At 51.8% G+C, this 25,469-nt stretch carries 23 protein-coding genes; 18 read left to right on the forward strand and 5 right to left on the reverse strand.

What is annotated here, in order from left to right:
- The first annotated feature begins 15 nt into the window (after positions 1–15).
- The 3 genes from aspS (at position 16) to ACFSUF_RS09285 (ending at position 4,119) form a co-directional block, all read left to right on the forward strand.
- A complete protein-coding gene (aspS, locus tag ACFSUF_RS09275; RefSeq protein ID WP_377603138.1) occupies positions 16–1,800 on the forward strand; it encodes an aspartate--tRNA ligase in 1,785 nt (594 codons plus the stop codon).
- Positions 1,801–2,550: a tRNA threonylcarbamoyladenosine dehydratase gene (locus ACFSUF_RS09280; protein WP_377602306.1), complete on the forward strand. Its 750-nt coding sequence runs from the start codon at positions 1,801–1,803 to the stop codon at positions 2,548–2,550.
- Between the two features lie 243 nt (positions 2,551–2,793).
- A complete protein-coding gene (locus tag ACFSUF_RS09285; protein ID WP_377602307.1) occupies positions 2,794–4,119 on the forward strand; it encodes a replication-associated recombination protein A in 1,326 nt (441 codons plus the stop codon).
- A gap of 35 nt (positions 4,120–4,154) precedes the next feature.
- Here ACFSUF_RS09285 and ACFSUF_RS09290 read toward each other — a convergent pair whose 3' ends face one another.
- The 5 genes from ACFSUF_RS09290 to mnmA form a co-directional block, all read right to left on the reverse strand.
- Positions 4,155–4,346: a hypothetical protein gene (locus tag ACFSUF_RS09290; protein ID WP_377602309.1), complete on the reverse strand. Its 192-nt coding sequence runs from the start codon at positions 4,344–4,346 to the stop codon at positions 4,155–4,157.
- A 10-nt stretch (positions 4,347–4,356) separates the two neighbouring features.
- Complete coding sequence (locus tag ACFSUF_RS09295) at positions 4,357–5,643, reverse strand: Ger(x)C family spore germination protein (RefSeq protein ID WP_377602311.1); 1,287 nt, start codon at positions 5,641–5,643, stop codon at positions 4,357–4,359.
- The gene (locus tag ACFSUF_RS09300) at positions 5,612–6,742 is read right to left on the reverse strand and encodes a GerAB/ArcD/ProY family transporter (RefSeq protein WP_377602313.1); all 1,131 of its coding nucleotides are present in this window, start codon (positions 6,740–6,742) and stop codon (positions 5,612–5,614) included. Before ACFSUF_RS09300 ends, ACFSUF_RS09295 begins: the two co-directional genes overlap by 32 nt.
- 11 nt (positions 6,743–6,753) lie before the next feature.
- On the reverse strand, positions 6,754–8,325 hold the full coding sequence (locus ACFSUF_RS09305) for a spore germination protein (protein WP_377602315.1): 1,572 nt from the start codon (positions 8,323–8,325) through the stop codon (positions 6,754–6,756).
- Between the two features lie 144 nt (positions 8,326–8,469).
- Positions 8,470–9,582 carry a tRNA 2-thiouridine(34) synthase MnmA gene (gene mnmA / locus ACFSUF_RS09310; RefSeq protein WP_377602317.1) on the reverse strand — a complete coding sequence of 371 codons (1,113 nt, stop codon included), beginning with the start codon at positions 9,580–9,582 and terminating at the stop codon, positions 8,470–8,472.
- Between the two features lie 233 nt (positions 9,583–9,815).
- Between mnmA and cymR the strand changes: the two genes are divergently transcribed.
- The 15 genes from cymR (at position 9,816) to ACFSUF_RS09385 (ending at position 25,443) form a co-directional block, all read left to right on the forward strand.
- Positions 9,816–10,235: a cysteine metabolism transcriptional regulator CymR gene (gene cymR, locus ACFSUF_RS09315; protein WP_377602319.1), complete on the forward strand. Its 420-nt coding sequence runs from the start codon at positions 9,816–9,818 to the stop codon at positions 10,233–10,235.
- Between the two features lie 8 nt (positions 10,236–10,243).
- The gene (locus ACFSUF_RS09320) at positions 10,244–11,389 is read left to right on the forward strand and encodes a cysteine desulfurase family protein (protein ID WP_377602320.1); all 1,146 of its coding nucleotides are present in this window, start codon (positions 10,244–10,246) and stop codon (positions 11,387–11,389) included.
- A gap of 77 nt (positions 11,390–11,466) precedes the next feature.
- The gene (locus ACFSUF_RS09325; RefSeq protein ID WP_377602322.1) at positions 11,467–11,988 is read left to right on the forward strand and encodes a PRC-barrel domain-containing protein; all 522 of its coding nucleotides are present in this window, start codon (positions 11,467–11,469) and stop codon (positions 11,986–11,988) included.
- A 10-nt stretch (positions 11,989–11,998) separates the two neighbouring features.
- A complete protein-coding gene (locus tag ACFSUF_RS09330) occupies positions 11,999–12,196 on the forward strand; it encodes a hypothetical protein (protein ID WP_377602324.1) in 198 nt (65 codons plus the stop codon).
- Positions 12,197–12,365: 169 nt separating this feature from the next.
- A complete protein-coding gene (locus tag ACFSUF_RS09335) occupies positions 12,366–13,439 on the forward strand; it encodes an AI-2E family transporter (RefSeq protein ID WP_377602326.1) in 1,074 nt (357 codons plus the stop codon).
- 332 nt (positions 13,440–13,771) lie between these two features.
- On the forward strand, positions 13,772–16,402 hold the full coding sequence (gene alaS / locus ACFSUF_RS09340; RefSeq protein WP_377602328.1) for an alanine--tRNA ligase: 2,631 nt from the start codon (positions 13,772–13,774) through the stop codon (positions 16,400–16,402).
- A gap of 104 nt (positions 16,403–16,506) precedes the next feature.
- On the forward strand, positions 16,507–16,770 hold the full coding sequence (locus tag ACFSUF_RS09345) for an IreB family regulatory phosphoprotein (protein ID WP_377602329.1): 264 nt from the start codon (positions 16,507–16,509) through the stop codon (positions 16,768–16,770).
- Positions 16,771–16,785: 15 nt separating this feature from the next.
- Positions 16,786–17,193: a Holliday junction resolvase RuvX gene (gene ruvX, locus ACFSUF_RS09350; protein ID WP_377602331.1), complete on the forward strand. Its 408-nt coding sequence runs from the start codon at positions 16,786–16,788 to the stop codon at positions 17,191–17,193.
- 18 nt (positions 17,194–17,211) lie between these two features.
- Positions 17,212–17,505, forward strand: a complete 294-nt coding sequence (locus ACFSUF_RS09355; RefSeq protein ID WP_377602333.1) for a DUF1292 domain-containing protein — start codon at positions 17,212–17,214, stop codon at positions 17,503–17,505.
- On the forward strand, positions 17,505–17,819 hold the full coding sequence (locus ACFSUF_RS09360; protein WP_377602335.1) for a DUF1292 domain-containing protein: 315 nt from the start codon (positions 17,505–17,507) through the stop codon (positions 17,817–17,819). Before ACFSUF_RS09355 ends, ACFSUF_RS09360 begins: the two co-directional genes overlap by 1 nt.
- Before the next feature lie 74 nt (positions 17,820–17,893).
- On the forward strand, positions 17,894–18,949 hold the full coding sequence (gene mltG / locus ACFSUF_RS09365; RefSeq protein ID WP_377602336.1) for an endolytic transglycosylase MltG: 1,056 nt from the start codon (positions 17,894–17,896) through the stop codon (positions 18,947–18,949).
- Positions 18,950–18,968: 19 nt separating this feature from the next.
- On the forward strand, positions 18,969–19,895 hold the full coding sequence (locus ACFSUF_RS09370) for a peptidase U32 family protein (protein WP_377602338.1): 927 nt from the start codon (positions 18,969–18,971) through the stop codon (positions 19,893–19,895).
- A gap of 30 nt (positions 19,896–19,925) precedes the next feature.
- Positions 19,926–21,209, forward strand: coding sequence for a peptidase U32 family protein (locus tag ACFSUF_RS09375; RefSeq protein ID WP_377602340.1), 1,284 nt, complete (start codon positions 19,926–19,928; stop codon positions 21,207–21,209).
- Positions 21,210–21,422: 213 nt separating this feature from the next.
- The gene (locus tag ACFSUF_RS09380; protein WP_377602342.1) at positions 21,423–23,543 is read left to right on the forward strand and encodes a methyl-accepting chemotaxis protein; all 2,121 of its coding nucleotides are present in this window, start codon (positions 21,423–21,425) and stop codon (positions 23,541–23,543) included.
- Between the two features lie 94 nt (positions 23,544–23,637).
- A complete protein-coding gene (locus ACFSUF_RS09385) occupies positions 23,638–25,443 on the forward strand; it encodes a peptidoglycan D,D-transpeptidase FtsI family protein (RefSeq protein WP_377602344.1) in 1,806 nt (601 codons plus the stop codon).
- The last annotated feature ends 26 nt before the right edge of the window (positions 25,444–25,469 follow it).

The raw sequence follows: 25,469 nt of genomic DNA on the forward strand, positions 1-25,469 counted from the left end.
GAAATTCGAATCATGATGTTGAAAACCCATCATTGCGGACAATTGAGCAAAGCGAACGTAGGGGAGACCGTCGTTCTGAACGGCTGGGTCCAAAGAAGAAGAGACTTGGGAGGCGTGCTCTTTATTGATCTGAGAGACCGCAGCGGACTTGTCCAAATCGTATTTAATCCGGATTTCTCCGGGGATGCGCTTCAAATCGGTGACCGTGCCCGTAATGAATATGTGCTGGCTGTTCAAGGGAAAGTCGTCGAACGCGATGCCGAGACTGTAAATTCGAACCTGGCGACAGGGGAGATCGAAGTGCAGATCACGGAGATTGAAATTTTAAATGCTGCGAAGAACCCTCCGTTCTTTATTGAAGACGGCATTGAAATCGACGAGTCCCTTCGTCTGAAATACCGTTACCTGGACCTACGCCGTCCGGAAATGCAAAAGACGCTGATGCTTCGCTCAAAAGCGGCCAAAATTTTCCGTAACTTCCTCGACGATCAAGAGTTTGTAGAAATTGAAACGCCGATCCTGACGAAGAGCACGCCGGAAGGCGCAAGGGACTATCTGGTGCCGAGCCGCGTGCATCCTGGCGAGTTTTTCGCACTGCCGCAGTCGCCGCAAATTTTCAAACAGCTGCTCATGGTCGGCGGCATGGAGCGTTACTACCAGATCGCACGCTGTTTCCGCGATGAGGATCTTCGTGCGGACCGCCAGCCGGAATTTACCCAAGTCGACATCGAGACTTCGTTCATGTCGCAGGATCAGCTGCTTGACATGATGGAAGAGCTGCTGGTTCGTCTCGTGAAAGAGACGGTAGGCGCGGAAATTTCCCGTCCATTCCAGCGTATTACGTACGCCGATGCTATGGGGAAATACGGTTCCGACAAGCCGGATCTCCGGTTCGGCCTTGAGCTTGAGGATGTATCGGACATCGTTTCTAACTCCGGCGTAAAAGTGTTTGCCTCCGTCGTAGAGAAGGGCGGTCAGGTGAAAGCTTTGAATGCCAAAGGCTGCGCAAGCTGGAGCCGTAAGGAAATCGACGATCTGGCACCGTTCGCCGCCCGCTATGGAGCAAAGGGACTGGCCTGGATTCAAGTGAAAGACGGAGAAATGAAAGGGCCGATCGTGAAATTCTTCTCCGAAGAAGAAATGGCTGCCCTGAAAGACCGTCTGAACGCCGAGGAAGGCGACCTGCTGCTGTTCTCCGCAGACACGAAGAAAGTAGTTGCGGATGTGCTTGGTAACCTGCGCTTGAAAATCGGTAAACAGCTTGGCCTGATTAATGAAAACGAGTTTAAATTTGCATGGGTCGTGGACTTCCCGCTGCTTGGCTATGATGAGGAAGCCAAACGTTATGTGGCGGAGCACCATCCGTTTACCCGTCCGAAAGAAGAAGATCTGCACTACTTCGAGACCGATCCGGGACAAATCCGCGCGCAGGCGTATGATATCGTTCTGAACGGCTATGAAGTGGGCGGCGGCTCCCAGCGGATTTATCAGCGCGATGTTCAGGAGAAAATGTTCGGCGCGCTCGGATTCTCGCCGGAAGAAGCAAACGAACAGTTCGGCTTCCTGCTGGATGCGTTTGAGTACGGTACGCCTCCGCACGGCGGTATCGCGTTCGGCTTCGACCGCTTGGTTATGCTGCTGTCCGGAAGCACGAACCTGCGTGAAACGATCGCTTTCCCTAAGACGGCTAGTGCAACGGACTTGTTGAGCCAAGCGCCGTCGGAAGTAGATCCGAAGCAGCTGGAGCAGCTTTCGATCCGCGTGGCGCGCAAGGAGAAATCAGGGAGTGTGAACGGATAAATGCTTCATCAATTCTCGAGAACGGAGCTGGCGATCGGGCCTGAAGGCACGGAGACGATGCGAAACAGCACCGTAGCGGTACTGGGTATCGGTGGCGTAGGTTCAATTGCCGCGGAAGCGCTGGCCCGTTCCGGCGTCGGCCGAATCATCCTGATCGATAAGGACGTCGTCGACATCACGAACATCAACCGTCAGATTCATGCTCTTACTACAACGGTGGGGCAGAAGAAAGCGGATTTGATGCGCGACCGGATCAAGCTGATCAACCCGGAATGCGATGCGATTTCGCTTCACATGTTCTATACGGAGGAAACGTATGAAAGGCTGTTTGAGTACAAGCTGGATTATGTGCTGGATGCCTCCGATACGATCTCGTATAAGATCCATCTGATCAAGCAGTGCCTCGAGCGCAACATCCCGATTATTTCAGCGATGGGCGCCGCCAACAAAATGGACCCGACAAAGTTCCAGGTTTCCGACATATCTAAGACGACCATGGACCCGATTGCCCGCGTAGTCCGGACAAAGCTGCGCAAGGAAGGGATCCGCAAGGGAGTGAAGGTGGTCTTCTCCACGGAGGAACCGCTGAAACCCCGCGAGGATGTCACGCAGGCGATCGTGCCGGAGAACGCCCCGGACTTCCGCAAAGCGCAAATGCCGCCTGCAAGCAATGCCTTTGTGCCGCCGGTGGTCGGTTTGATCATGGTAAGCCAGGTTGTAAAGGATTTGCTGGCCGCCAGCAATAAATAACCGGATCGCTCCGGAATACAGCCGTTGGAACGGGTCTCCCGTTTCAACGGTTTTTTTGACATATAAAAGTATCAATATTGGGATCAAAGTGTCCGAGAAAGGGTGGAAACTACCCGCCATAGGGGCGAAATAAAGAGCAGCGGACATAAGCGCTGATGGATGAGGGAGAAAATGCTGCCGAAAAGGCTGATAGAGACAAGATATGGTACAATGAAAGGAATGTTGTTTAAAGGTTGTGATCAGATGGATTTGTTCAGTTATAACGCTTCGGAGACGCCTGCGGGACGGTTATTAGCGGACCGTATGCGTCCGAAGACGCTGGAAGAATATATAGGGCAGGAACATATCGTCGGTGAGGGCAAGCTGCTCCGCAGAGCGATTGAAGCCGACCAGGTGACGTCAATTCTGCTTTACGGTCCTCCCGGCACAGGGAAGACGACGTTGGCGCATATCATTTCCAACCGCACGCAAGGGGAGTTTGTTAAGCTCAATGCCGTGGACGCCTCCGTGAAGGATGTCCGCGAGGTGATCGAGCAGGCGAAGCAGACCCGTTCGCTGTACGGGCGTAAGACAATCCTGTTCCTCGACGAGGTTCACCGGTTCAACACAAAGCAGCAGGACGCCCTGCTGCCGGCCGTGGAGGATGGAACGATCATCTTCATCGGGGCAACAACGGAAAACCCGTTCCACCATGTGAACGGGGCCCTGCTGTCGCGATCGACGCTGTTCGAGCTGCACAGCCTCGGCTTTCAGCACTCGCTGCTCGCCATGCAGCGCGCGCTCCAGGACGAGAAGCACGGACTTGGCATGCTGCCGATCCGTGCGGACCAAGAGGCGCTCGAGCACATCGCGCGCATGGCCGGCGGCGATATCCGCCGCGCCCTCAACGCGCTGGAGCTCGCCGCGCTGACCACGCCTCCGCAGCCTGACGGCAGCGTGGCGGTCACGCTCGAGGTCGCGGAGGAGTCGATCCGCAGGCCGACCGTCCGGGCGGACGAGTCGACCCAGTACGACGTCCTCTCCGCGTTCCACAAGAGCGTCCGCGGCTCCAGCGACGCCGCGCTGTTCTGGTTCCTCTATGCCGTCGAGAAGCTCGGCATGGATCCGATGACCTTCCTGCGGCGCCTGATCGTCGCCAGCAGCGAAGACATCGGCCTGGCAAATCCCCAGGCGATGGTGCAGTCCGTTACAGCGATGGACGCCTACCACAAAATCGGCTGGCCCGAGTCCAAATATGTGATCGCGCAGGCGATCCTGTTTGCGGTGGAAAGCCCGAAATCGAATGCGATTCCTGAAGCGATCGCCCGGGTATCGGCGGCATTTGATGCAGTCGGTGAAGCCGGGGTCCCGCATCATTTAAGGGATGCGCACTATAAAGGCGCAGAGAAACTAGGCCACGTCGGCTATAAATACCCTCATAGTTACCCCGGGCACTTTGTCGTGCAGCAGTACTTGCCTGACCGGCTGGACGGAGCGGCGTTCTACCATGCAACAGAACAGGGCATGGAAGAGAAAATACGGACGAACCAGCAGCGCAGAAGGAACCGGCAGGCGGGTGAAGAACACTGACAGAGGGCACGCTTGCTTCCCGGATGTGTTCAACTTCAGGCTTGGTCGCTCTCCGCATTGTTTTTCTCCTGTTGACGATCCTCCTTCAGCCAAGGAGGATCGTTTACTTTATGCAGCAGACGGTTCGCTCTTTCCACAACAACCGGAATGAGGACCGATAGGATGCAGCAAAGCAAAAGCTGCCCCCTGGGAGCATATCCAATGATCCTTTCCCATAAATGTGCCAATACAGTTCCCTCACTTCTCCGATTGAATGATATTGCCGATTCTCCTGATTTTCACATCAGCATGGACTTGGATTTCGGTGTCGGTAAAGTAACCGTGCGCTCCCTCCCAATCCTTGCTGACAGGTTTCCACAGGTTGTAGTGATTCTCATACAAATATTGCTGTAACCCGAGGACATCCGTACGGTATCCTTTTAACGTCCTGATCGTATCTTTCGCAGTTGTCATGATTTTAGCTGAAAGGGCCCGTTCAGCTTCTTCCAGCAGCTTCGCCTTATCAAGGTTAAGGTTGGATTGGATTTCCCCTACAGCCCCTTCCACTTCAATGCGGAATTGAAAAGTGAAATGCCCCCTTGAAGAAGACAACAAGCGGAGATCTCGGTATGCATGCATAATTTCCAGAGCCAGCGGTTCTCCTTTTACAGTGGTTTCCAGTACGCCGCCCTTCACATCTCCCGTTAGAAAATTGAGCCCCTGGGTTTGCTCATCGGTCAACGTGCCTTTCATTTCATGCTTTTGCCCATCCATGATGGCTGCCCCGGTGACGCGGGATTCATTTTTTTCAGTTTTCACATATTGGACAGCATAACTGTGATTACTAAGCTGAAGCTCGTGCAGATTTCCGATTCTGGTTTCAGGAAGCATCCAGGAACTGGATTGGATACTATCGGCGATATTGCTTAAATACAGTGCAGGAAAGTTTTCGCCTTTCGGTTTGGATTCCAGTGCGGGTGCCGCTTTGCTGCGGGAGATCATGACGTTGACGCTCCGGCGCATCTGATTTTCCCTTAGAAAAAAGTCCATGACCCGAAGCAGCTCATTGCTCTCCTTAACCAGCTCTTCCGAGACCACGATTAACTTCAAATGTTGAAAGTAGGGAGTGCGGCTCATTTTCCCGGCTAAACTTTTAGACGCACTGAACAAGGAGTCTCCTTGAACGGAGATATTTACATAATTCGCTTGCGAGCTGGATTGGCCGCCTTTTGCCGAACCTCCTTGCCTGACTCCTTCCGGCACAACAGCCTGGAAAGTAACAGAATACCGGCCCCGCTTCGTTTCAGGAATGTTCCTGGAGGACTGTCCTTCTTCCACAGCGGAAGGCTCATTGCTTGCCTCATCTTCTTCCTCCTTCTCTTGAGGCTGCTCAGCCTTGTCTATAGCAACCCCTATAATAAAAGCACGCTCTTCAATTTCAATGCGGTCCCAGCAGCCGGCCAGCAGACAGAGCAGGGGAATGAGGAGTAACAGAAGCGCCTTTCGAATCAGGTTATTCTTCCGGCTTACCGGCTGTTTTGGCACGGGTATGCCCCTCCTTCCATTTGGCCGCAAACAGGAGCAGGATCGGAAGGGCGACCCCTGCCGCAAGTCCAAGATAACTGATGACTTGTCCCATGGCGGAGTAACCGATCTGATTTTGCGGGAGCATAGACACATACATAATAACAGGACTTAGAGTGTAAATAAGGCTTTTGCGGGCTGTTTTTTTAAACATGGACTGCAGCAGGCTCACTGAAAGATCATAGTACAACGTGGTCGTATTAAAAATCGTCATAATCCATATGGTGAAAAAGACAGACTCGAACCTTTCAAAAAATTCACCCGGGATTTGCGCTTCCTTGGCAAGCTCAATCAGCGGGTAAGTAATCTGAGTCAGCCCGTCGTGAGAAAAAATACCGACGCAAAAAATATAAACCGCCGCATAGAGCAAGGTGGTTATACTTACACCGATAACGGCTGCGGATTTGGCTTGTCCGGGAGTTTTCATCAGCCCCGCATAGAACAAAACGATCTCAAAACCGAGAAAAGAATAGATCCCTTCTTTGGTTCCATTCCAAATTTGCATAGGGCTGCTAACCAATAAAGGTTTGAGTGTCCGGAGTTCGACAAGGGAGATTCCGAAAACCAACACCAGCAGGACGATGCCGAAGACAATCGGAAGAAACAGGACATTAAGCCGAATTAACCCGATTCGGGAACCGGAGACGGCGTATACAACGACCAACAGAAAAGTAAGGGCTACCATTTCCGTAGGCGTTTGCTCAAAAAGATACTGCTTCGCGATGGTACCGATAGCTCTAACTTCGTAAGCACAGAAAGAGACTGCATACAGCACAAACAATGCCGAAAAGAGAACGGAAAGGGGCTTTCCCACTACAGAAGCCGCAAAGTCCGGATAACTTTTCTTGCCTATCCGGATGCCAAGGCATGCCAATAACCAAGCGCAGGCAGCAGAAATCCCGCCGGCCAGAAGGATGGAAATCCAGCCGTCCGAGGAGATCGTTTCCGCAGCCACAAGCCGTGGGAGGGTCAGCACCCCGATGCCGATAATAATGGAAATCACGGTTATGGCAAGTTCCCTTAGGCCGATCCGTTCATCGGCGTAGTCAAAGATTTTCACGTCTTAGTCACCTATTTCTTTAACTTGCGTATATCCTTGGGCCCGTTCGTTTTTAATCTTTTGACCATCTGCATGATCGGCATCCGGAGAACCAGATCGGTCCAATCCCGGCCCAGCGTTGGCGCGAACGGCGTAGTGTACGGCACGCCGAAGCTTTTGAGATGCACCAGGTGGATATTGATCAGAATGTAAGACAGGATGATTCCGTAGATGCCGAGAAATGCCGCGGACAACATAACGCCGAACCTGACCATCCGCAAGGAGATCGCAAACGTATAGGAGGGGAGAGCAAACGAAGCGATGGCCGTTACCGCAACTACGATAACCATAACAGGGCTGACTATACCGGCCGCCACGGCTGCCTCACCGATGACTAATCCGCCTACGATACCAATCGTTTGTCCGATCGGACGGGGCAGCCGGATCCCGGCTTCTCTGAGCAGTTCCAGCGTTAGTTCCATCAGAAAAGCTTCAATAACAGCCGGAAACGGGACACCTTCCCGGTTGACCGAAATAGAAAAAGCAAGCTTGGACGGAATAAGGCCCTGCTGAAATTCAAGCAGTGCGATATAGAAAGCGGGAAGAAAGGTTGCAAAGAAAGCGCCGACCAGACGAAGGGCCCGGACCAGTGTGGTAACAAGCCAGTTTTGGTAATAATCCTCCTGCGACTGGATGTTCATATGGAATGTCACGGGCATAAGCAGCGCAAACGGATCACCGTCTACCAGAATGGCGCATTTCCCTTCCATTAGGATGGAGGCCACGCGGTCCGGCCGTTCAGTATTAATAATGACGGGAAAGGGAGATAAATAGCTGTCGGCGATCCATTGTTCAATCATGCCCGAACCCTGTACATCATCGATATCGATGGTCTTTAGACGCCGGTTGACCTCTGAAATGAGCTTTTGATTCACGACTCCGTCGATATAGGCAAGTACAACGTTTCTCTGAGCACGGCGTCCGATGACGTAAGTTTCCATGCGCAGGTTCGGGTCACGGACCAATCTACGCAAGTGCGCCGTGTTGGTGCGCAGGTTTTCGGTAAAAGCGATTTTTGGCCCTCGGATGAGCGCTTCTGTGGAGGGCTCCTCCAATGCGCGCGTTTCCCACCCGGGGGAATCAACGATTAAGGCCGAGGAGGCGCCTTCTGCATAGATGAGGGTGTTGCCCGACAGAAGGGCGAGCAGCAGGTCATGTACAGCTTTAGCCTGTTTGACGGAGGCGACGGGAAGGATCCGCTCCATCCAGCGTTCCAGCAGCTCATCGCCGGAAACCGGCTGGCCGTCCTGCCTGCTCCCTGTGAAAAGCAGATAATTCAGTACCGAATCATTCATCACCTTTTTGTCTGCCAGGCCGTCAATGCCTATCACTGCACAGGCTATGCCGGGCCCGGTTATGAATTCACGGACCAGCAAGTCACCGGGTGCACCCAGACGGGTTCTCATCCATTCGATATCCGTCTGTACGGAGCCTGTAATGTGTTCCGCCTGAGGAATGTCAGGAACGAAAGGAGGGGCCGTCTCACCATGTGAATCCTGTTTAGACGCTGCTTTCGGCTGTTCTCTGATGAAGATGCGTTTCATGGTCGGTCCCCCCGTTCTTCGGCTGTTACAACTATTGGCTTAAAAAGGAGGGTTTATAACTAACTTGCTAAATTTCCGAGACGGAAACAGGCCAAAAAGCCCTGGAACCGGCATCGGCTCCAGGGCTCTTTACATGATCATAGATTACTTCACTTCTGCGGCGCTTAGCACCTGATCGATCGTACCGCCGCCAAGGCAGCGCTCGCCGTCATAGAACACGACAGCCTGGCCGGGCGTTATTGCCTTCTGCGGCTGGTCAAAGCGAACCTCGCACCGGCCGCCGACAAGAGGAGTCACCGTAACGCCCTGATCGGGCTGACGGTACCGGAACTTGGCCGTGCAGCGTACAGGCTTAGTCAGCTCCGCGCCGCTGACCCAGTGCACGCCGTCGGCGATCAGCCCCTCCGAGAAGAGGCTCGGATGGTCTCCGCCCTGGACGACATAAAGCGTGTTCGTCTCGAGATCCTTGCCGGACACGAACCATGGCTCGCCGCTGCCGGAGCCGCCGATCCCAAGCCCCTGCCGCTGTCCAAGCGTATAATACATCAGGCCGTCGTGGCGGCCTTTCACTTCGCCGCTGCGGACATCGACCATGTCGCCGGACTTGGCCGGCAGGTAGCCGCTCAGGAATTCGCGGAAGTTCCGCTCGCCGATGAAGCAGACGCCTGTGCTGTCTTTCTTCTTGGCGGTTGCCAGGCCCGCCCGGTCAGCAATTTCACGAACCTGCGGCTTGGGCAAATGACCGATCGGGAACATAGCTTTGGACAACTGGTATTGGTTCAGCGCATTCAGGAAATAGGTTTGATCTTTATTGCTGTCTACGCCGCGCAGCAGACGGAATTCGCCGTCCTCTTGCACAACCCGGGCGTAATGCCCTGTTGCGATATAATCTGCGCCCAAATCGAGCGCTTTCTGCAGAAAGTCGCCGAACTTGATTTCGCGGTTGCACATGACGTCCGGATTCGGTGTGCGTCCTTTGCGGTATTCGTCCAAAAAATAAGCGAACACCTTATCGTAATATTGCTTTTCAAAATTAACCGTATAGTAAGGGATGCCGATCTGATCGCAAACGCGGCGGACGTCTTCTGCGTCCTCTTCAGCCGTACAATGGCCGAACTCGTCGGTGTCGTCCCAATTCTTCATAAAGATGCCGATGACATCATACCCTTGCTCTTTCAGCAGGAGCGCCGTGACGGAAGAGTCTACGCCGCCCGACATGCCTACTACAACGCGGGTGGATGCGTTGGATGCTGCCATAAGGATACCCCGCTTTACTTTTGATAGTGTAAATAGATCTCTAGTGTAGCATATTTCAGCCTTGACTCCAACATGTCGAAACTTGTAGAAATGAAGAAATTCGGTTATAATATTGTCTTTCCGCGGGAGCACCCGTATTTTTTGTGCCTTTTGGTGCCATAATATGATAACATATATAGATGATAGGGTTACTTGTAATTAAGTAAGCTAAGCGCAGAATGAGGTGTCATACTTTGAAAATATCAACGAAAGGCCGCTACGGCCTAACGATCATGATGGAGCTTGCACGCAATTTCGGCGACGGGCCGATCTCTCTGAAAAGTATTGCCGAAAAGAATCAGTTATCCGAGCATTACTTGGAGCAGCTGGTTGCACCGCTTCGGAATGCCGGCATGGTGAAAAGCATCCGGGGAGCATACGGCGGATATATTTTGTCCAAATCGCCTGAAGAAATTACAGCGGGCCAAATTATCCGCATCCTCGAAGGACCGATTTCTCCGGTGGATTTTACGGAAGAGGACGACCCGGCGAAACGGGACCTTTGGGTGCGCATCCGAGACAGTATTGCTGAAGTGCTCGATTCAACCACATTAGCCTACTTGATCTCGTTCCAGGATGAGGGCAAGAAGGACAACTACATGTTTTATATTTAGGTGAACTTATGAAACGTATTTATTTGGATCATGCCGCCACCACCCCGGTTCATCCGGAAGTGGCGGAAGCCATGATCCCTTATCTGCATGAGACGTACGGCAATGCTTCGTCCACACATGCGTTCGGACGTGCCGCCAAATCCGCTTTAAACCGGGCAAGAGACCTCATATCCGATTACCTCGGCTGTCATCCGACAGAGCTGACCTTCACCAGCGGCGGGACCGAAAGCGATAATATGGCGCTGTTTGGCGCGGCTGCCGCTAATACTACGGACCGCAAAGGCATCCTAACCTCCGAAATCGAGCATCACGCCGTTCTTCACACCTGCGAACAGCTTGCAAATTTTGGGCACAGTCTCTCCTGTTTACCCGTGGATAGAATGGGTAAGATTTCTTTAGACGATGTAAATAGATTGATTACAGCAGAGACGTTTCTTGTCAGCGTAATGTTTGCCAACAACGAAGTCGGCACCGTTCAGCCTATAGAGGCTATCGGTTCGATGGCGCAAGAACGCGGCGCGGTGTTTCATGTAGACGCTGTCCAGGCACTGGGTTCCCTGCCGATCGCTCTTAAGGACCTTCCTGTTGATCTAATGAGCTTTTCTGCTCACAAAATCAACGGCCCGAAAGGGGTGGGCGCTCTTTATACAGGGAAGAGAGTGCCATTGGCCGCACGCCAGTACGGCGGACTGCAAGAGAGAAAGCGCCGGGCCGGAACCGAGAATGTAGCTGGAATCGCAGGGTTTGCGAAAGCTGTGGAAATCCTGATCCGTGACGGAGAAGCAAGGCTGCGGCAGGCAGCAGCACTCCGGGAACGTTTCTTGGGCGGGCTTGCGGAACGGATCGGTACCGGGCGTTACGTACTTAATGGACACCCCAAGGACCATCTGCTTCATATTATTAACGTGAGTTTCCCAGGCGTAGATTCGGAGACGATGCTGATGAACCTCGATATGGAAGGAATCGCAGCCGCTTCGGGTTCCGCCTGCACTTCCGGTTCTCTCGAATTGTCTCACGTGCTGCAGGCCATGAAGCTCCCCGAAGAAGTGATGACATCCGCTGTCCGCTTCAGCTTCGGTTACGGTACCACGGCGGAAGACATTGATTTCACTATTGCGAAAATAGAAACCATTCTGGATCGTCTCCGTAAGTAAGGATAGCGGCGGATATCCCGGTACGGCCTGAATGGTTGATCCCATGGAATAACGGTCTTACAGGAGGATGAAACCGAATGCTGCGCAAAGTACAGGATATCATCGGTTTGCCCGTGCTTGATTTGGGAACCGGAAAGAAAATCGGCAAAGTAAATGATATTTTTTTCGGCACGGATCACGAGCTGAAGGCGGTAGCCATGGACGCAAAGCACTGGTTTTCCTCATCCCGGTTTATTGCCTGGGATGACGTAGCCGGCTTCGGGGATGACGCGGTCACGATTGAAAATGAACTTGTAATCCGGTCATTTGAAGACTCCAATCCCTGGTTTGCGTTTCTGTCAGGTAACCGTAAATTGAAGGAAATACCCGTCATCACGGTAAACGGAAATCAGCTTGGTTTGGTCAGCGACGTTTATTTCGACCCCGAAGAGGGAACAAAGATGATAGGCGTGGAATTAACGGATGGATTTATCTCCGATTTGAAAGAGGGCCGCAAATGGCTGAGGCTTCCGGGGCAGCTGACGCTGGGCGACGATTCGATTGTCGTGCCTGCGGAGTGCGAAGAAGCGCTGGAGGAGATCATCCAATTAAAGCGATGAGGGTGATTAGATGATGAGATGTCCCAACTGCAACTCCAAGGATATCGGCAAGATCGGTTCCCATCAGTTTTACTGCTGGGGCTGCTTTATAGAACTGACTGTGAACGGGGAGAAAATGTCTGTGTTTCAGGTCGAGGAAGACGGTACGCTCAGCTCGCTGGATGATCTGTTCTTTGAAGACGATCTGCCTCAAGTTCACGTAAATTAAACTTGCACAGCAAGACAGACCGGGCGCATCCGCGTGCCGGTTTTTTTGCGTTTTTATCAGGGCAATGGTTATCGTACGAGGTATCAGACTAAAGGGAATCTTTTGAATGAAAGGGAGCAGGTTGTACATATACTGTAGGGAGGCAAGTCCAGGAAGGCGGTGGGAGAGTTTGGAGCGTTTCACAAACAGCAGGTTGTTCCGGATTTTGATATATACGCTGCTAAGTGTCATTATTCTTTATATCCTTTTGCAAATGAAGCCGTTGTTTCTAAACATCTATGTGTTTCTCAGGGCCATTCTAGCGCCGTTTCTCATCGCCATGGTGATTTCCTATGTACTGAATCCCGTCGTCTCGCTTCTGGGTGTCCGGAAAGTTCCCCGTACGGTAGCGGTCCTGCTCATCTACGCCGTGTTTATCACTTCCATTGTGGTTGTGCTGATGAATCTGATTCCCATTTTCATGATGCAGCTGAAGGAACTCAACGAGCACCTTCCGGATTTCACGATGCGGGCGCAGTCACTGGTCACCGACTTTAACCATAATACGCTGCTTCCTGAAAGTATCCGGTCAGGGATTAATAATTCCCTATATAAAATGGAGACCATGGTCTCAACTGAAATCAGCGGTTTTATCGACGGAATCGGCAATCTCATCAATGTCTTGTTTCTTGTGTTCGTCGTGCCGTTTCTTGCCTTTTACATCCTTAAGGATTATCAGGTGATCGAGAGGGCCGTCATCGCCACAGTGCCGAGGAAGCACCGAAAAGGGATTGTAAACATGCTGATGGATATCGACCGGGCGCTGGGCAATTATATCCGGGGACAGTTCATCGTGATGATGCTCATCGGTATTTTGGCGTATATCGGGTATTGGGCCATCGGGATGCCGTATGCGCTGCTGCTCGCGAGCGTCGTGGCGGTGTTTAACATCATTCCCTATATGGGCCCTTTCTTTGGGGCTGCTCCTGCCGTACTGATGGCTTCTACCGTTTCCTTCAAAATGGTTCTGCTGGTTCTGCTGGTCAACATGCTGTGCCAGGTGCTGGAGGGGAATGTAATCTCACCGCAGGTCGTAGGAAAAACGCTGCATATGCATCCTTTGTTTATTATTTTTGCGCTGCTTGTGGGCGGGGAGGTGGCAGGCGTGATCGGACTGATTCTGGCCGTCCCGTTCTTTGCCGCGATGAAGGTAGTTGTGCAGCACATTTTCGCCTACTATATCCGGAGGAATACGGTTCAATAAGAAGATCTGCAGTTTGACAATGCTAGCCGCTGCCGATATAATTTTGAAGTATATAAGTCAACACGCTGATGAAATACAGTAGGCCCTGCAACGCGTCATTCAGAGAACGGATTCCATGGCTGAGAGAATCCGATGCCGCCGCTTGTGCTGAACGCTCATTTCGGAGTGCGGAATCGAACACCCGCCGGGCCCGGACCCGTTATCATCCGGATAAAGGCGATTAAACCGGCAGCGGTTTAATAACCAGGGTGGTACCGCGATGAATGATCGTCCCTGTCTTCGGACAGGGGCGTTTTTATTTTGAACAGACCTAATAGGGGAGGAAGCATTACATGAAAGCAAGTGAAATCCGTCAAAAGTGGCTGGACTTTTTTAAGAGCAAAGGGCATCATATTGAGCCGAGCGCATCGCTGGTGCCGCATAACGATCCGTCCTTATTGTGGATCAATGCAGGGATGGCTCCATTGAAGCCGTATTTTGACGGCCGGGTAAAGCCTGAGAATCCGCGGATTGCCAACTCTCAGAAGTGTATCCGTACGAACGACATCGAGAATGTCGGTAAAACCCGCCGCCACCATACGTTCTTCGAGATGCTGGGGAATTTCTCCATCGGCGATTATTTTAAAGAAGAGACCATTACTTGGGCATGGGAATTTCTGACGAGCCCCGAGTGGATCGGTTTCGAGAAGGACAGGCTGTCCGTAACGGTTTACAAGGAAGACGAGGAAGCTTATGAGCTTTGGAACAAGAAGATCGGAATTCCTGCTGAGCGCATTTACAAGCTTGGTGACGATAATTTCTGGGATATCGGGGAAGGACCATGCGGTCCGTGCACTGAAATTTTCTATGACCGCGGCGACAAGTATGGAGATCTGAACGATCCCGAGTGCTGGCCGGGCGGCGAGAATGAGCGTTTCCTGGAAGTATGGAACCTCGTATTCTCCCAGTTCAACCATAACAAGGACGGCTCCTACACACCACTGCCGAACAAGAACATCGACACAGGGGCAGGTTTGGAGCGCTTTGCCTCCATCCTTCAGGATGTGGACTCCAACTTCGATACGGATCTGTTTCAGCCAATCATCCAAGAGACTGCACGCATTACGGGAATCGCTTACCGATCCGGCGAAGAAACCGACGTTGCGTTCAAAGTCATCGCTGATCATATCCGTACGGTGGCCTTCTCTATCGGGGACGGTGTGCTGCCTTCCAACGAGGGCCGCGGTTATGTAATCCGCCGTTTGCTTCGCCGCGCAGTAAGATACGGGAAGCTTCTCGGTATGGACCGTCCGTTTATGTTCAATCTGACCAAAACCGTCGGAGATATTATGGGTGTCTACTATCCGGAAGTGGTTGAAAAGCGCGAGTTCATCGAGAAGGTTATCCGTACTGAGGAAGAACGTTTCCATGAAACGTTGTCTGACGGGTTGGCCATTATTTCTGAAATGATCGGAGCGGCGAAATCCGAAGGACGTTCGGAGCTTTCCGGAAGCGATGCATTTAAATTGTACGATACGTATGGTTTCCCGTTTGACCTGACAGAGGATTTCGCTTCCGAGCAGGGAATGGCGGTCGACCGTGCCGGCTTCGACGCTGCGATGCAGGAGCAGCGGGAACGCGCACGCAGTGCCCGCAAAGATGAAGGCAGCATGAACATTCAGGGCGGCCCGTTGGCGGAACTCGAGGTTAAAAGCGAGTTTACGGGGTATAATGAACTGGTAACGGATGGCATCATCAAAGCGGTGGTCTTTGAAGACGCGCTGGCTGAGGAAGTGGGTACCGGCGAAGTTTGCCGTATTGTTCTTGACCGTACTCCATTTTACGCGGAGAGCGGCGGACAGGTCAGCGACAAGGGCGAAATAACAGGTGACGGGTTCCGTGCCGTTGTGGAAGAAGTCAGCAAGGCTCCGCACGGGCAGCACGTTCATACCGTTCGCGTAGAGTCCGGAATCCTCCGCAAAGGCGCGAAAGTGCGTGCAGTAGTGTACCGCAGCCTTCGCGACGATATTGTGAAGAACCATACTGCGACACACCTGCTCCATAAAGCGCTGAAAGAAGTGCTGGGCGCGCATGTGAACCAGGCAGGCTCGCTGGTAGAAGCCGAGCGCCTCAGATTCGACTTCTCCCATTTCGGTTCCATTTCGGCTGAGGAGCTTGCGGATATTGAGCGCAGAGTGAACGAGCAGATTTGGAAAGGTACCGATGTTACGATTTCCTCCAAGTCGCTGAATGAGGCGAAAGAGATGGGCGCCATGGCGCTTTTCGGCGAGAAATACGGCGAAACGGTAAGGGTTGTACAGGTTGGTGATTACAGCCTAGAGCTTTGCGGAGGATGCCATGTCGGCAATACGGCTCAGATCGGCCTATTCAAGCTGGTAAGTGAAAGCGGGATCGGGTCCGGAGTAAGACGGATTGAAGCGGTGACCGGAAAACAGGCTTACCTGTACCTGGACGCTCAGCTGGATCTGTTAAAGCAAACGGCTGCGCTGCTGAAATCCAACATTCCGGATGTGCCTAAGCGTACCGAAGGCGTGTTGAATCAAGTGAAAGAGCTGGCTAGGGAGAACGATTCGCTGAAAGCGAAGCTGGGCCGTATCGAAGCAGGTTCTTTGACCGACCAGGTGAAAGAAATCGGCGGAGTGAAGCTGCTGGCTGCCCAAGTGAACGCGGGCGATATGGATTCTCTGCGCGGTATCGTCGATGAGATGAAAGCAAAGCTGGGTTCCGCCGTCATCGTTTTGGGCGCTGCAACGGAAGAGAAAGTAAACCTTGTAGCAGCAGTTACGCCGGATCTCGTTTCCAAAGGCTACCATGCCGGCAAAATCATTAAAGAAGTTGCAGCGCGCTGCGGCGGCAGCGGCGGAGGCCGTCCCGATATGGCTCAGGCGGGCGGCAAGGATGCTTCCAAGCTGAATGATGCGCTGAAGCATGCGGAAGAATTGCTTCAAGCCCAAATTAGTTAACAAAATTTACATTTCCGCTTGAGAAAATTGGTAAGATAGCGGAAAATATAATAGATAGGCGTTACATGTATGCCCATAACTTTGAAGAATGCGGGGGTGCCGGTATGAGTTCCATGGACAAAACCATGCAATTTAGAGTCAATGCGGAGGATGCTGAGAAAGCTTCCGCCAAGGAAGTGCTGTTGACGGTCTATGACGCGTTAATAGAGAAGGAGTACAATCCGATCAATCAGATTGTAGGTTATTTGCTTTCAGGGGATCCCGCCTTTATCCCGCGTCACAACAATGCCAGAAGTTTAATACGTAAAGTGGAACGCGACGAACTGATTGAGGAATTGGTACGTTCTTACTTGACGCAGCACAAATAAGTTCGGAGCGGATGCATGAGAATATTAGGTTTGGATTATGGGGATAAGACGATCGGCGTAGCCGTAAGTGATGAATTAGGCTGGACAGCGCAAGGCCTGGAAGTGATCCGCCGGAAGAATCAGGAAACGGATATGCAGAGGCTGAAGGAACTTGCTGAGGAATACGGCATCGAAGAGATTGTGGTCGGCCTGCCCAAGAACATGAACGGCACGATCGGTCCCCGGGCGGAAATGTGCATGGAATTTGCCGAACAGCTTCGGCAAATACTACATGTACCGGTTCGGATGTGGGATGAACGACTGACCACCGTTTCTGCCCAGAGAACCCTGCTTGAAGCAGATGTCAGCCGCAAGAAACGCAAGCAGGTAGTTGATAAGATCGCAGCTTCCTTTATTCTTCAGAATTATTTGGACTCCAAATAAGAAAGGGCGATGGCTCCCATGGCAAACAACAATGAGCAATTTGAAGAACCGGAATTGATCTATATTCCGGACGAAGAAGGCAACGAGGAAGAGTTCGAAGTCGTCATGAAGTTCGAAGTGGATAACTCCGACAAGAAATACATGATGGTGGTTCCTACAGAGAGCGACGGAGAAGATGAGGACGAAGTGTATGCATTCCGCTATGAGGAAGACGGCGAGGACTTGAAGCTGTACACAATTGAAGACGAAGAAGAATGGAATATGGTCGAAGAGACGTTCAATACATTACTTGCAGAAACGGAAGAAAGCTGATGACCTCATTTCAATTGGGCGATGCGCAGCCGACTACTCTGCTAAAAGATATTTACGGAACGGAAGTTATCCTTACTGACGAGCAGGAGGAATCGGTAGTCTACAACCTGCTTGCGGAATTTGTTCTGGGAGACACGACGTATGCCGTGCTTCAGTCCGAAGATTTAAAGAAGGAAGACGATGTTCTGATTTTCCGCGTCATTATCGAGGAAGGCAGCATGGAACTCGAAACGATCGAAGACGATGACGAATGGGATAATGTGTACGATATCTTTGATGAGATGACTTATGCGTTGCAAGACCAGGAGCAGTAAGCTATATCGGGCTTAAGGATTCCAAAGGGGCGGCCTCACCGCCCTTTTTGTACGTATTGGAGTGAGAATTCGTTTTGAGACGTATACAACGATTTATATTACTGGGCATCATCGTTTTGGCTGCCGTAGGAGCAGCACTCTTTTTCTATGCAAAATATCAGCTGAACCCGGTCCCTGCCAAATCAAAGAGCGTACAAGTAACCGTAAAGCCGGGGATGAGTACCTCTGCCATTTCGGAGGAACTGGAACGTAAAGGACTGATCCGCAGTTCGACTGTCTTTGCTTTATATTTAAAGTATAAGAACGAAGGCGGCAAGTTCCAGGCGGGGAAATATGCTTTTACGCCAGGGGCCACCATTCAAGATATTATAGAGCGGCTGAACAAAGGGGACACTGTTAAAGCGGATACGATCCGTTTCACGGTGCCGGAAGGGTATACACTGAGGCAAATTGCCGATAAGCTGTCCTCGGAGGGATATGTTGAAAGGTCCTCCTTCCTTGCTGCTGCAAGCCGGCCCGCTGAGATTGCACCTGAACTGGCTGCTTATATTCCCAAGGAAGCGGTTCTCAAATACCCGATGGAAGGCTATTTATTCCCGGAGACATATGAGTTTGCCAAAGGAGCCAAAGCGGCGGAGATTCTCTCTAGAATGGCTTCCGAACTGGAATCAAGGCTTGATCAGCTTCCGCCGGATTGGGAATCCGTAATTCAGGCAAGAGGGCAGTCACTTCATGACATCCTGACTATTGCCTCGTTGGTGGAACGGGAAGCGATTGTAGACCTGGAACGGCCGATCATTGCCGGGGTGATCTACAATAGGCTTGACCAAAAAATGAGGCTCCAAATCGACGCTACGGTTCAGTATTTACTGGATAAGCCCAAAGCGCGGCTGTTATATAAAGACCTCAAGATAGAGAGCGTCTATAATACCTATCTGCATGAGGGACTTCCTCCCGGGCCGATTGCCAGTCCAAGCCTGGCTTCCATTAAGGCCGCCGTATATCCGGAGAAGTCGAAATTCTTGTTTTATGTAACCAAAAAAGACGGTACGAATACTCATTTCTTTGCGGAAACGTACAAACAGCATTTAAAAAATATTGAAATCAGCAACAAATTAGCAAGTGAATGACGTAAGAGGTGAAAGAGAAATGTATAAACCGGAATTACTGGCCGCAGCAGGATCGATGGAGCAGCTCAAGGCTTATATTACGGCAGGTGCCGATGCCGTCCAAATAGGGGAAGCTAAGTACGGAGTGCGTCTGCCGGGCAGTTTCTCTCCAGAGGACATGAAAGCTGCTGTAACCGAAGCTCATAAGCTGGGAGCCAAAGTTTATGCTGCGGTCAATGCGATTTTGGATAATTCACTGCTGGCGGAATTGCCGGGGTATTTGCAGACGCTTCAGGAAGCGGGAGTAGATGCAGTCGTATTCGGCGATCCAGCTGTGCTGATGTCCGCCCGAAAGGCCGCGCCGGGAATGAAGTTGCATTGGAATGCAGAAATGACCTCCACAAACTACGCTACGGCCAATTACTGGGGATCAAAAGGCGCTGTACGGGCTGTCCTGGCGAGGGAGCTGAACATGGATCAAGTGCTGGAGTTCAAGCAAAAATCGGAACTTCAAGTTGAGGTCCAGGTTCATGGGATAACAAACATTTATCATTCTAAGCGGAATCTTGTACAAAGCTATCTTACCCATACCGGAAAAGAAGGCTTTTCCGCTGCCGAGGCGGACCGGGGTATGTATCTGATTGAAAAGGAACGTCAGGATGAGCGTTATCCTGTGTATGAGGATGAGAACGGTACGCATATTATGAGTTCCGAGGATATCTGTATGCTGGAGAATCTGCATGAGCTGATGGAGGGGCGGATCGACAGCTTCAAAATCGAAACGCTGCTCAAGAGCGAGCATTACAATACCGTAGTCATCCAGTCTTACAGGAAGGTCATCGATGCTTATATGGCCGACCCGCAAGGCTATGATTTCAATGACGAATGGTTGGACGCCATCCGGGCCGTACAGGATCCGGACCGGGAATTATCATACGGATTTTTCTACAAAGAGCAAGTGTACTAAAATATAACGATGGTTAGTATAGAGGTGAGAATGATGGAGACCATTCTGGCGCAGAATGCCAAACAAGCGCTTGAGCAGCGGGCAACCGGCAAACGGTACCGTTTGGAGAAGCCGGAGCTGTTAGCCCCTGCGGGTAATTTGGAGAAGCTGAAATTTGCCATCCATTACGGTGCAGATGCTGTCTATATCGGCGGCCAAAAATACGGTCTGCGTTCCAATGCGGACAATTTTACGTTCGAGGAAATGCGGGAAGGCGTGGAATTCGCCGAGAAGTACGGAGCAAAGGTATTCGTAGCAACCAACATTTATGCCCATAATGAAGACATCGAGGGCATTGAGGAGTATTTACGCAACCTGGAAGAGGCAGGGATTTCCGCCATTATCGCGGCGGACCCGTCGATTATCGAGACGGCGAAGCGGGTCGCCCCTAAGCTCGAAGTTCACTTGAGCACGCAGCAGTCGACGATGAACTGGCAGGCGGTCGAGTTTTGGAAGGAAGAAGGGCTGCCAAGAGTGGTGCTGGCCCGGGAGGCCAACCTGCAGGAAATTATCGAAATAAAAAATCACGTGGACGTTGAGATTGAAGTATTTATCCACGGAGCGATGTGTTCTTCTTATTCGGGGCGCTGTGTGCTGTCCAACCATTTCACGGACCGGGACTCCAACCGCGGCGGGTGCTGCCAGTCATGCCGGTGGAAGTACGACTTGTACGAGGACGGTAATGCTGCAGTAGAAGAAGGAGACGCCTTTACGATGGGCTCCAAGGACATGGGAATGGTTGAGCACATCCCTGATCTGATCGATGCAGGAGTAGATTCTTTCAAAATTGAAGGAAGAATGAAGAGCATTCACTATGTGGCTACGGTGGTCAATGTATACCGTCAGGTCATAGATGCTTATTTTACCGATCCGGAAGGGTTTCAGGTGAAGCCGGAATGGGTCGAAGAAATTCATAAAGCGGCTAACCGCCCGTTAAATACAGGGTTTTTCTATGATACACCTGATCATGAGGACCATATTTATACGGCGGAAGAGAAAGCGGCGGAATATGATTTTGCAGGATTAGTCCTATCTTATGATGAACAATCGGGCATGGCTGAAATCCAGCAGCGGAATCATTTTAAACCCGGGCAAGAGGTTGAATTTTTCGGACCCGGCGGCCGGGTGTTCAAGCAAACGGTAGGCGAGATCTATGATCAGCAAGGCCAGCCTTTGGATGCCGCCCGCCACCCGATGCAGATCGTGAAATTCAAGGTGGATCAGCCGGTCCAATATTTCGATATGATGCGTAAAAAGATTGGAAAGAAGCAGTAATAAACTCGTTCATAGACCTTTGTCAGCCGTGACTATTGGCTGATAAAGGTTTTTTTTGTGTGCAGGAAATGTCGAAAAAACCTAGAATATACCATAGTAAACGCTTCCGAATAGGAAGGGATACCCAAAAATAGTTCTTTACAGTCGGTTCATATTTTAATAGGATTGATATAACATTGCAGGAATATATTGAAATTACAGGCGGGGGTCGCGATGATACGTAAAGGAAACAAGTCGCTTACAGAGAAACAGTCTGCAGCAGCCGGAACAGCAAGAATTTTGTCGAAAGGAAGGATCGATCTGCAGGGAATGAAATTGGGCAATCCCTTGAAGTCTGTAGGCATGCGGATTTCGCTTGTGCTGATCTTCAGCACGCTGGTGTTCGTTTTTGCGGTAGGGCTCACCTCCTACAAAATTTCAGCGGATATCATTAAGAGCAAAGTCGCTGAATCGAATGAAAGTGCGATTACCCAGGCTTCGGGAAAGCTGGATCTCATCTTGAAAGGCTATGAAGAGCTTTCGATGCAGCTGTTTTTGGATACGGATATACAGGCAGCGTTGGCTTCGATTACCGGTTCCAGCACGGAAGACTATGAGAAGTTTGAATATACTACGAAACTGGATAAAAAGATGCAGGGCATGCTTTTGTCCGATCAGAAGATTGCCGCAATCCATTTCGAAACAATGAATGGAGCTAAGGTTTTCTCCACCTCAAGCGGCTTGAATGAGGAGATCAGAAAGAAGCCTTGGTATAAAGAAGTACACGACGGAAACGGAAAGCTCGTTTGGCTCGCAACCGAGCTGAAAGGCTACGGCGGTTTAGGTACAGCTCCTACATTCGGTTTAGGGCGTGTATTGAAGAACGTCAATACCGGCGATTCCCAGTATTTGATGGTGATAGAGCTGTTTTCAAAGAAACTGGAAGAAGAAGTCGCTTCGCTGAAAGGCAGCTCCGGTTCCACGGTACGTTTGGTAGCAGCAGACAACACTATCTTGGCATCAAGTACGAAAGAGGAACTGCTGAAGAAAAGCGACATTCCGCTGCCAAAGGACTTGAGCAAGCACAATAAAGGTAATTTTAACCAGAACAAGCGTCTTGTTGTTTACAACAAGCTGGCAACTGCCCCATGGCTGCTTGAGAGCAGCATTCCGGATGCGGAGCTTGTGAAAGATACTAAGAAAATATGGAATTTCACGCTGCTGATTGCAGCGGCTGCCGCACTAGTTGCTTGTTTGGTAGGGTACATCATGGCCAAATTGATCGGCGGTCCTCTGAACGAGATGAAGAATTTGATGTCGGCGGGGGAACAGGGGGACCTGACCGTGCGCACGAGCATCAAGCGTTCGGATGAAATTGGTGCGCTGGGGTACAGTTTCAACCAAATGATGGATAAAATCACCCAGCTGGTTAAGCAGACCAACGGATCGGCACAAGATGTGCTTCACACGGCTCAGGAGTTGTCCACCGCTTCCAGAACGACGGCAGTTTCGGCAAGGGAAATTTCGATCGCCACTGAAGAAATTGCAAACGGTGCATCCAGCCTGGCGGTAGAAGCGGAGCGGGGCAACGATATCACGTTCAGCATCGGAAACCAGATGAAAGCGGTCATGGATGCCAACGGACGTATGGGTGATTCTGCTCGTGAAGTCAGAGAGAACAGCGAGCAGGGAGCCCGTTCGATGAGCGAACTGATCACCAAGACAAGCGCCACTGAAGAGATGACCAGATCGATGCTGCAGAAAGTAGAGAAATTGAAGAGCAGCGCTCAGTCGATCCGCAAAATCCTTGACTTGCTTAATAATATTACGAAACAGACTAATATTCTCTCGCTGAATGCAACGATCGAAGCCTCCCGTGCAGGCGCTGCCGGTAAAGGATTTATGGTGGTGGCGGACGAGATCCGGAATTTGGCGGATCAGTCCAGACAATCCATCGAAGTGGTAGGCCAAATTACAGAGACGATTCAGCATGAAGTGGACGAAACGGTCGGCGCGTTGTCCGCTGCCTATCCGATGTTCCAGGAACAGATTGTCTCTGTGAAGGAAGCGGACCAAATTTTCCGGACGGTGAACACGCAGATGTCGGAGTTCATCGCATCTCTAGGCAATGCGACGGAATCGATCCAGGCGTTGAATGAAACCCAAGGGGTCCTATCTGAGGCTATGTCGAACGTAAGTGCGGTAGCGCAGCAGTCCTCCGCAACCTCCGAGGAAGTAGCATCGCTTAGCTCCGAGCAGCTGAACATCGGGGAAGGTTTGGTCAAATTGTCGGAAAAGCTGGAAAATGTATCGACGGAATTGAAGGAACAGCTTAGCAGATTCAGAACCGAATAATTTCAAGGCTTTCAGGCGTCCCGGATTCGGGGCGCCTATTTTGGTTGATACTGGAGAAATAAGGTAAGGAATTTCATCCAGGGAGCTGATCAGCATGAAGCGGCGGCTGTTTGTATTGTTGATTTGTTTGGGAGCGGTCTTCCTTGGCATCGGCGGGAAATTGCTGTGGATTCAATTGGTAGCCGTTCATCATTATACGGGCCGGAATGTAGATCTGGTTACGGGGTCAGTGCGCCAGCGGGAGAAGGGAATCGTACTGCACACCGGCAGAGGCGTCATCGAAGACCGCAGCCGGATTCCTTTCACGAGTCTGTGGCAGAAGGTACTTGTCATAACGCCGGTAGCCCCCCATTTCCGTGGTAAGCCTGCCCAGATCCAGGCGTTAGCCCGCCTGCTCGGTCTTTCGCCGGAGGAATGGAACCGGGGGTATGCTGCAGTGAAAGAGCCTGTGTTCTGGCGGAAAACAGGGGCGGACGAACCGGCTTCGTTAACGGCACGGCAGGCTGCCGCCATAGAGAAGTTGGGCATCCCTAACGTTAAGGTGATGCCTTATGTGCGGAGATATCCATCCGACATGACCGCAAGGCAGGCCATCGGATTTGTAAGCCAGGATCCGGACCGGCTGGCGCGGCTCTATCCGGAGACGAAGACGGACGGCTTGCTGTCAGAGGCTACAGAGTTAGGGGCGTCGGGAATAGAGAAGGCCTTCGAACCGTATCTCCGCGGAGTCGGGCGAACCTCCGTGTCTTTCTACACGGATGCGAACAAGAGGCCGCTTCAGGGGCTCCACATGCGGCTGGTGCAGCCGAAATCCAACTACTATCCTTTGCATGTGGTTACGACGCTGGACAGCGCGCTCCAGCGCCGTATTGAAAAGTATGTAGACGTCGAGGGCATGAAGGAGGGCGCCGTGGTGGTGATGGATGTCCGCACGGCTGAGGTGCTGGCATCGGTATCCCGGCCTCAGTTCGATCCGGGCCGGATCGGACAAGGCGATACCGGCTGGGCGAATGCCGCGGTGAAGGCGGTGACGCCCGGCTCGATCTTCAAGGCCATCATAGCCGCGGCTGCTCTCGAAGAGCACGTTGTGAGTCCCCATGAGGAGTTCGAATGCCATGGGGAATTGGGCAAATACGGGCTCTCCTGCTGGAAGAAAGTCGGCCATGGGTCTTTGACTTTAGCGGAAGCGTTCGCTGAGTCGTGCAACGTCACCTTTGCCAAGGTGGCATCCCGGCTGTCGCCGGAAACGGTGGAGCGTTATGCGCGGAAGCTGGGGTTTAACCGGACCGTCGGATGGACGGGCAGGTCCGTGTTGGATGGCTCACCTCTGAAGCCGTTTGACGGCGAGGAGGAGGGCCAGGTGTTCGCGGCGGGCACAGCGCGCGGGGATGGGGGCGTAATCGCGCAGACAGGCATCGGCCAGCGGGACGTGCTGGTTACGCCGCTGCAGGCCGCGAACCTGGCGGTTACACTGGTGAACGGGGGGAAGCTCCGTTCACCGCAGCTGGTGAAGCGAGTGGACTATGCTAACGGAAGCACGATGGTGACGTTCGGCAGTCATCTATTGACGGGCAAGGAGGACAAGCCGATATCGGAAGCGACCGCAAAGCTGCTTAGGGAGTGGATGGGACTTGTTGTCTCGGAAGGAACCGGGCGTTCCCTGCAGAATGCGGAATGGACGCTGGCAGGAAAATCCGGTACGGCGCAGATTCAAGTAAGAGGCGAAGCCAGGGTGAACCAATGGTTTCTCGGTTTTGGGCCGGCGGACAAGCCCAGGTATGCCGTCAGTGTACTTGTTAAAAATGAATCGCCTCACGCATCCCATTATGCTACCCGTTGGTTCAAGGGGGTTATGGATTTGCTGGCGGAAACTGAGCAAGAGAAAAATATAGGTCACTGAATATGGATAGTCGATGAGCCGATCTG

This window comes from Paenibacillus gansuensis, assembly GCF_042684925.1.
Classification (GTDB): Bacteria; Bacillota; Bacilli; order Paenibacillales; family DY6; genus Paenibacillus_N; species Paenibacillus_N gansuensis.

Excerpts from the sequence above, each read along its gene's own strand:
- ACFSUF_RS09355 (WP_377602333.1), top strand. The coding sequence starts at position 17,212 with ATGGCAAACAACAATGAGCAATTTGAAGAACCGGAATTGATCTATATT.
- ACFSUF_RS09380 (WP_377602342.1), top strand. The coding sequence starts at position 21,423 with ATGATACGTAAAGGAAACAAGTCGCTTACAGAGAAACAGTCTGCAGCA.
- ACFSUF_RS09305 (WP_377602315.1), bottom strand. The coding sequence starts at position 8,325 with ATGAAACGCATCTTCATCAGAGAACAGCCGAAAGCAGCGTCTAAACAG.
- aspS (WP_377603138.1), top strand. The coding sequence starts at position 16 with ATGTTGAAAACCCATCATTGCGGACAATTGAGCAAAGCGAACGTAGGG.
- ACFSUF_RS09360 (WP_377602335.1), top strand. The coding sequence starts at position 17,505 with ATGACCTCATTTCAATTGGGCGATGCGCAGCCGACTACTCTGCTAAAA.
- ACFSUF_RS09320 (WP_377602320.1), top strand. The coding sequence starts at position 10,244 with ATGAAACGTATTTATTTGGATCATGCCGCCACCACCCCGGTTCATCCG.
- ACFSUF_RS09370 (WP_377602338.1), top strand. The coding sequence starts at position 18,969 with ATGTATAAACCGGAATTACTGGCCGCAGCAGGATCGATGGAGCAGCTC.
- ruvX (WP_377602331.1), top strand. The coding sequence starts at position 16,786 with ATGAGAATATTAGGTTTGGATTATGGGGATAAGACGATCGGCGTAGCC.
- ACFSUF_RS09330 (WP_377602324.1), top strand. The coding sequence starts at position 11,999 with ATGATGAGATGTCCCAACTGCAACTCCAAGGATATCGGCAAGATCGGT.
- ACFSUF_RS09345 (WP_377602329.1), top strand. The coding sequence starts at position 16,507 with ATGAGTTCCATGGACAAAACCATGCAATTTAGAGTCAATGCGGAGGAT.
- alaS (WP_377602328.1), top strand. The coding sequence starts at position 13,772 with ATGAAAGCAAGTGAAATCCGTCAAAAGTGGCTGGACTTTTTTAAGAGC.
- mnmA (WP_377602317.1), bottom strand. The coding sequence starts at position 9,582 with ATGGCAGCATCCAACGCATCCACCCGCGTTGTAGTAGGCATGTCGGGC.
- ACFSUF_RS09325 (WP_377602322.1), top strand. The coding sequence starts at position 11,467 with ATGCTGCGCAAAGTACAGGATATCATCGGTTTGCCCGTGCTTGATTTG.
- ACFSUF_RS09385 (WP_377602344.1), top strand. The coding sequence starts at position 23,638 with ATGAAGCGGCGGCTGTTTGTATTGTTGATTTGTTTGGGAGCGGTCTTC.
- ACFSUF_RS09375 (WP_377602340.1), top strand. The coding sequence starts at position 19,926 with ATGATGGAGACCATTCTGGCGCAGAATGCCAAACAAGCGCTTGAGCAG.
- ACFSUF_RS09285 (WP_377602307.1), top strand. The coding sequence starts at position 2,794 with ATGGATTTGTTCAGTTATAACGCTTCGGAGACGCCTGCGGGACGGTTA.
- ACFSUF_RS09280 (WP_377602306.1), top strand. The coding sequence starts at position 1,801 with ATGCTTCATCAATTCTCGAGAACGGAGCTGGCGATCGGGCCTGAAGGC.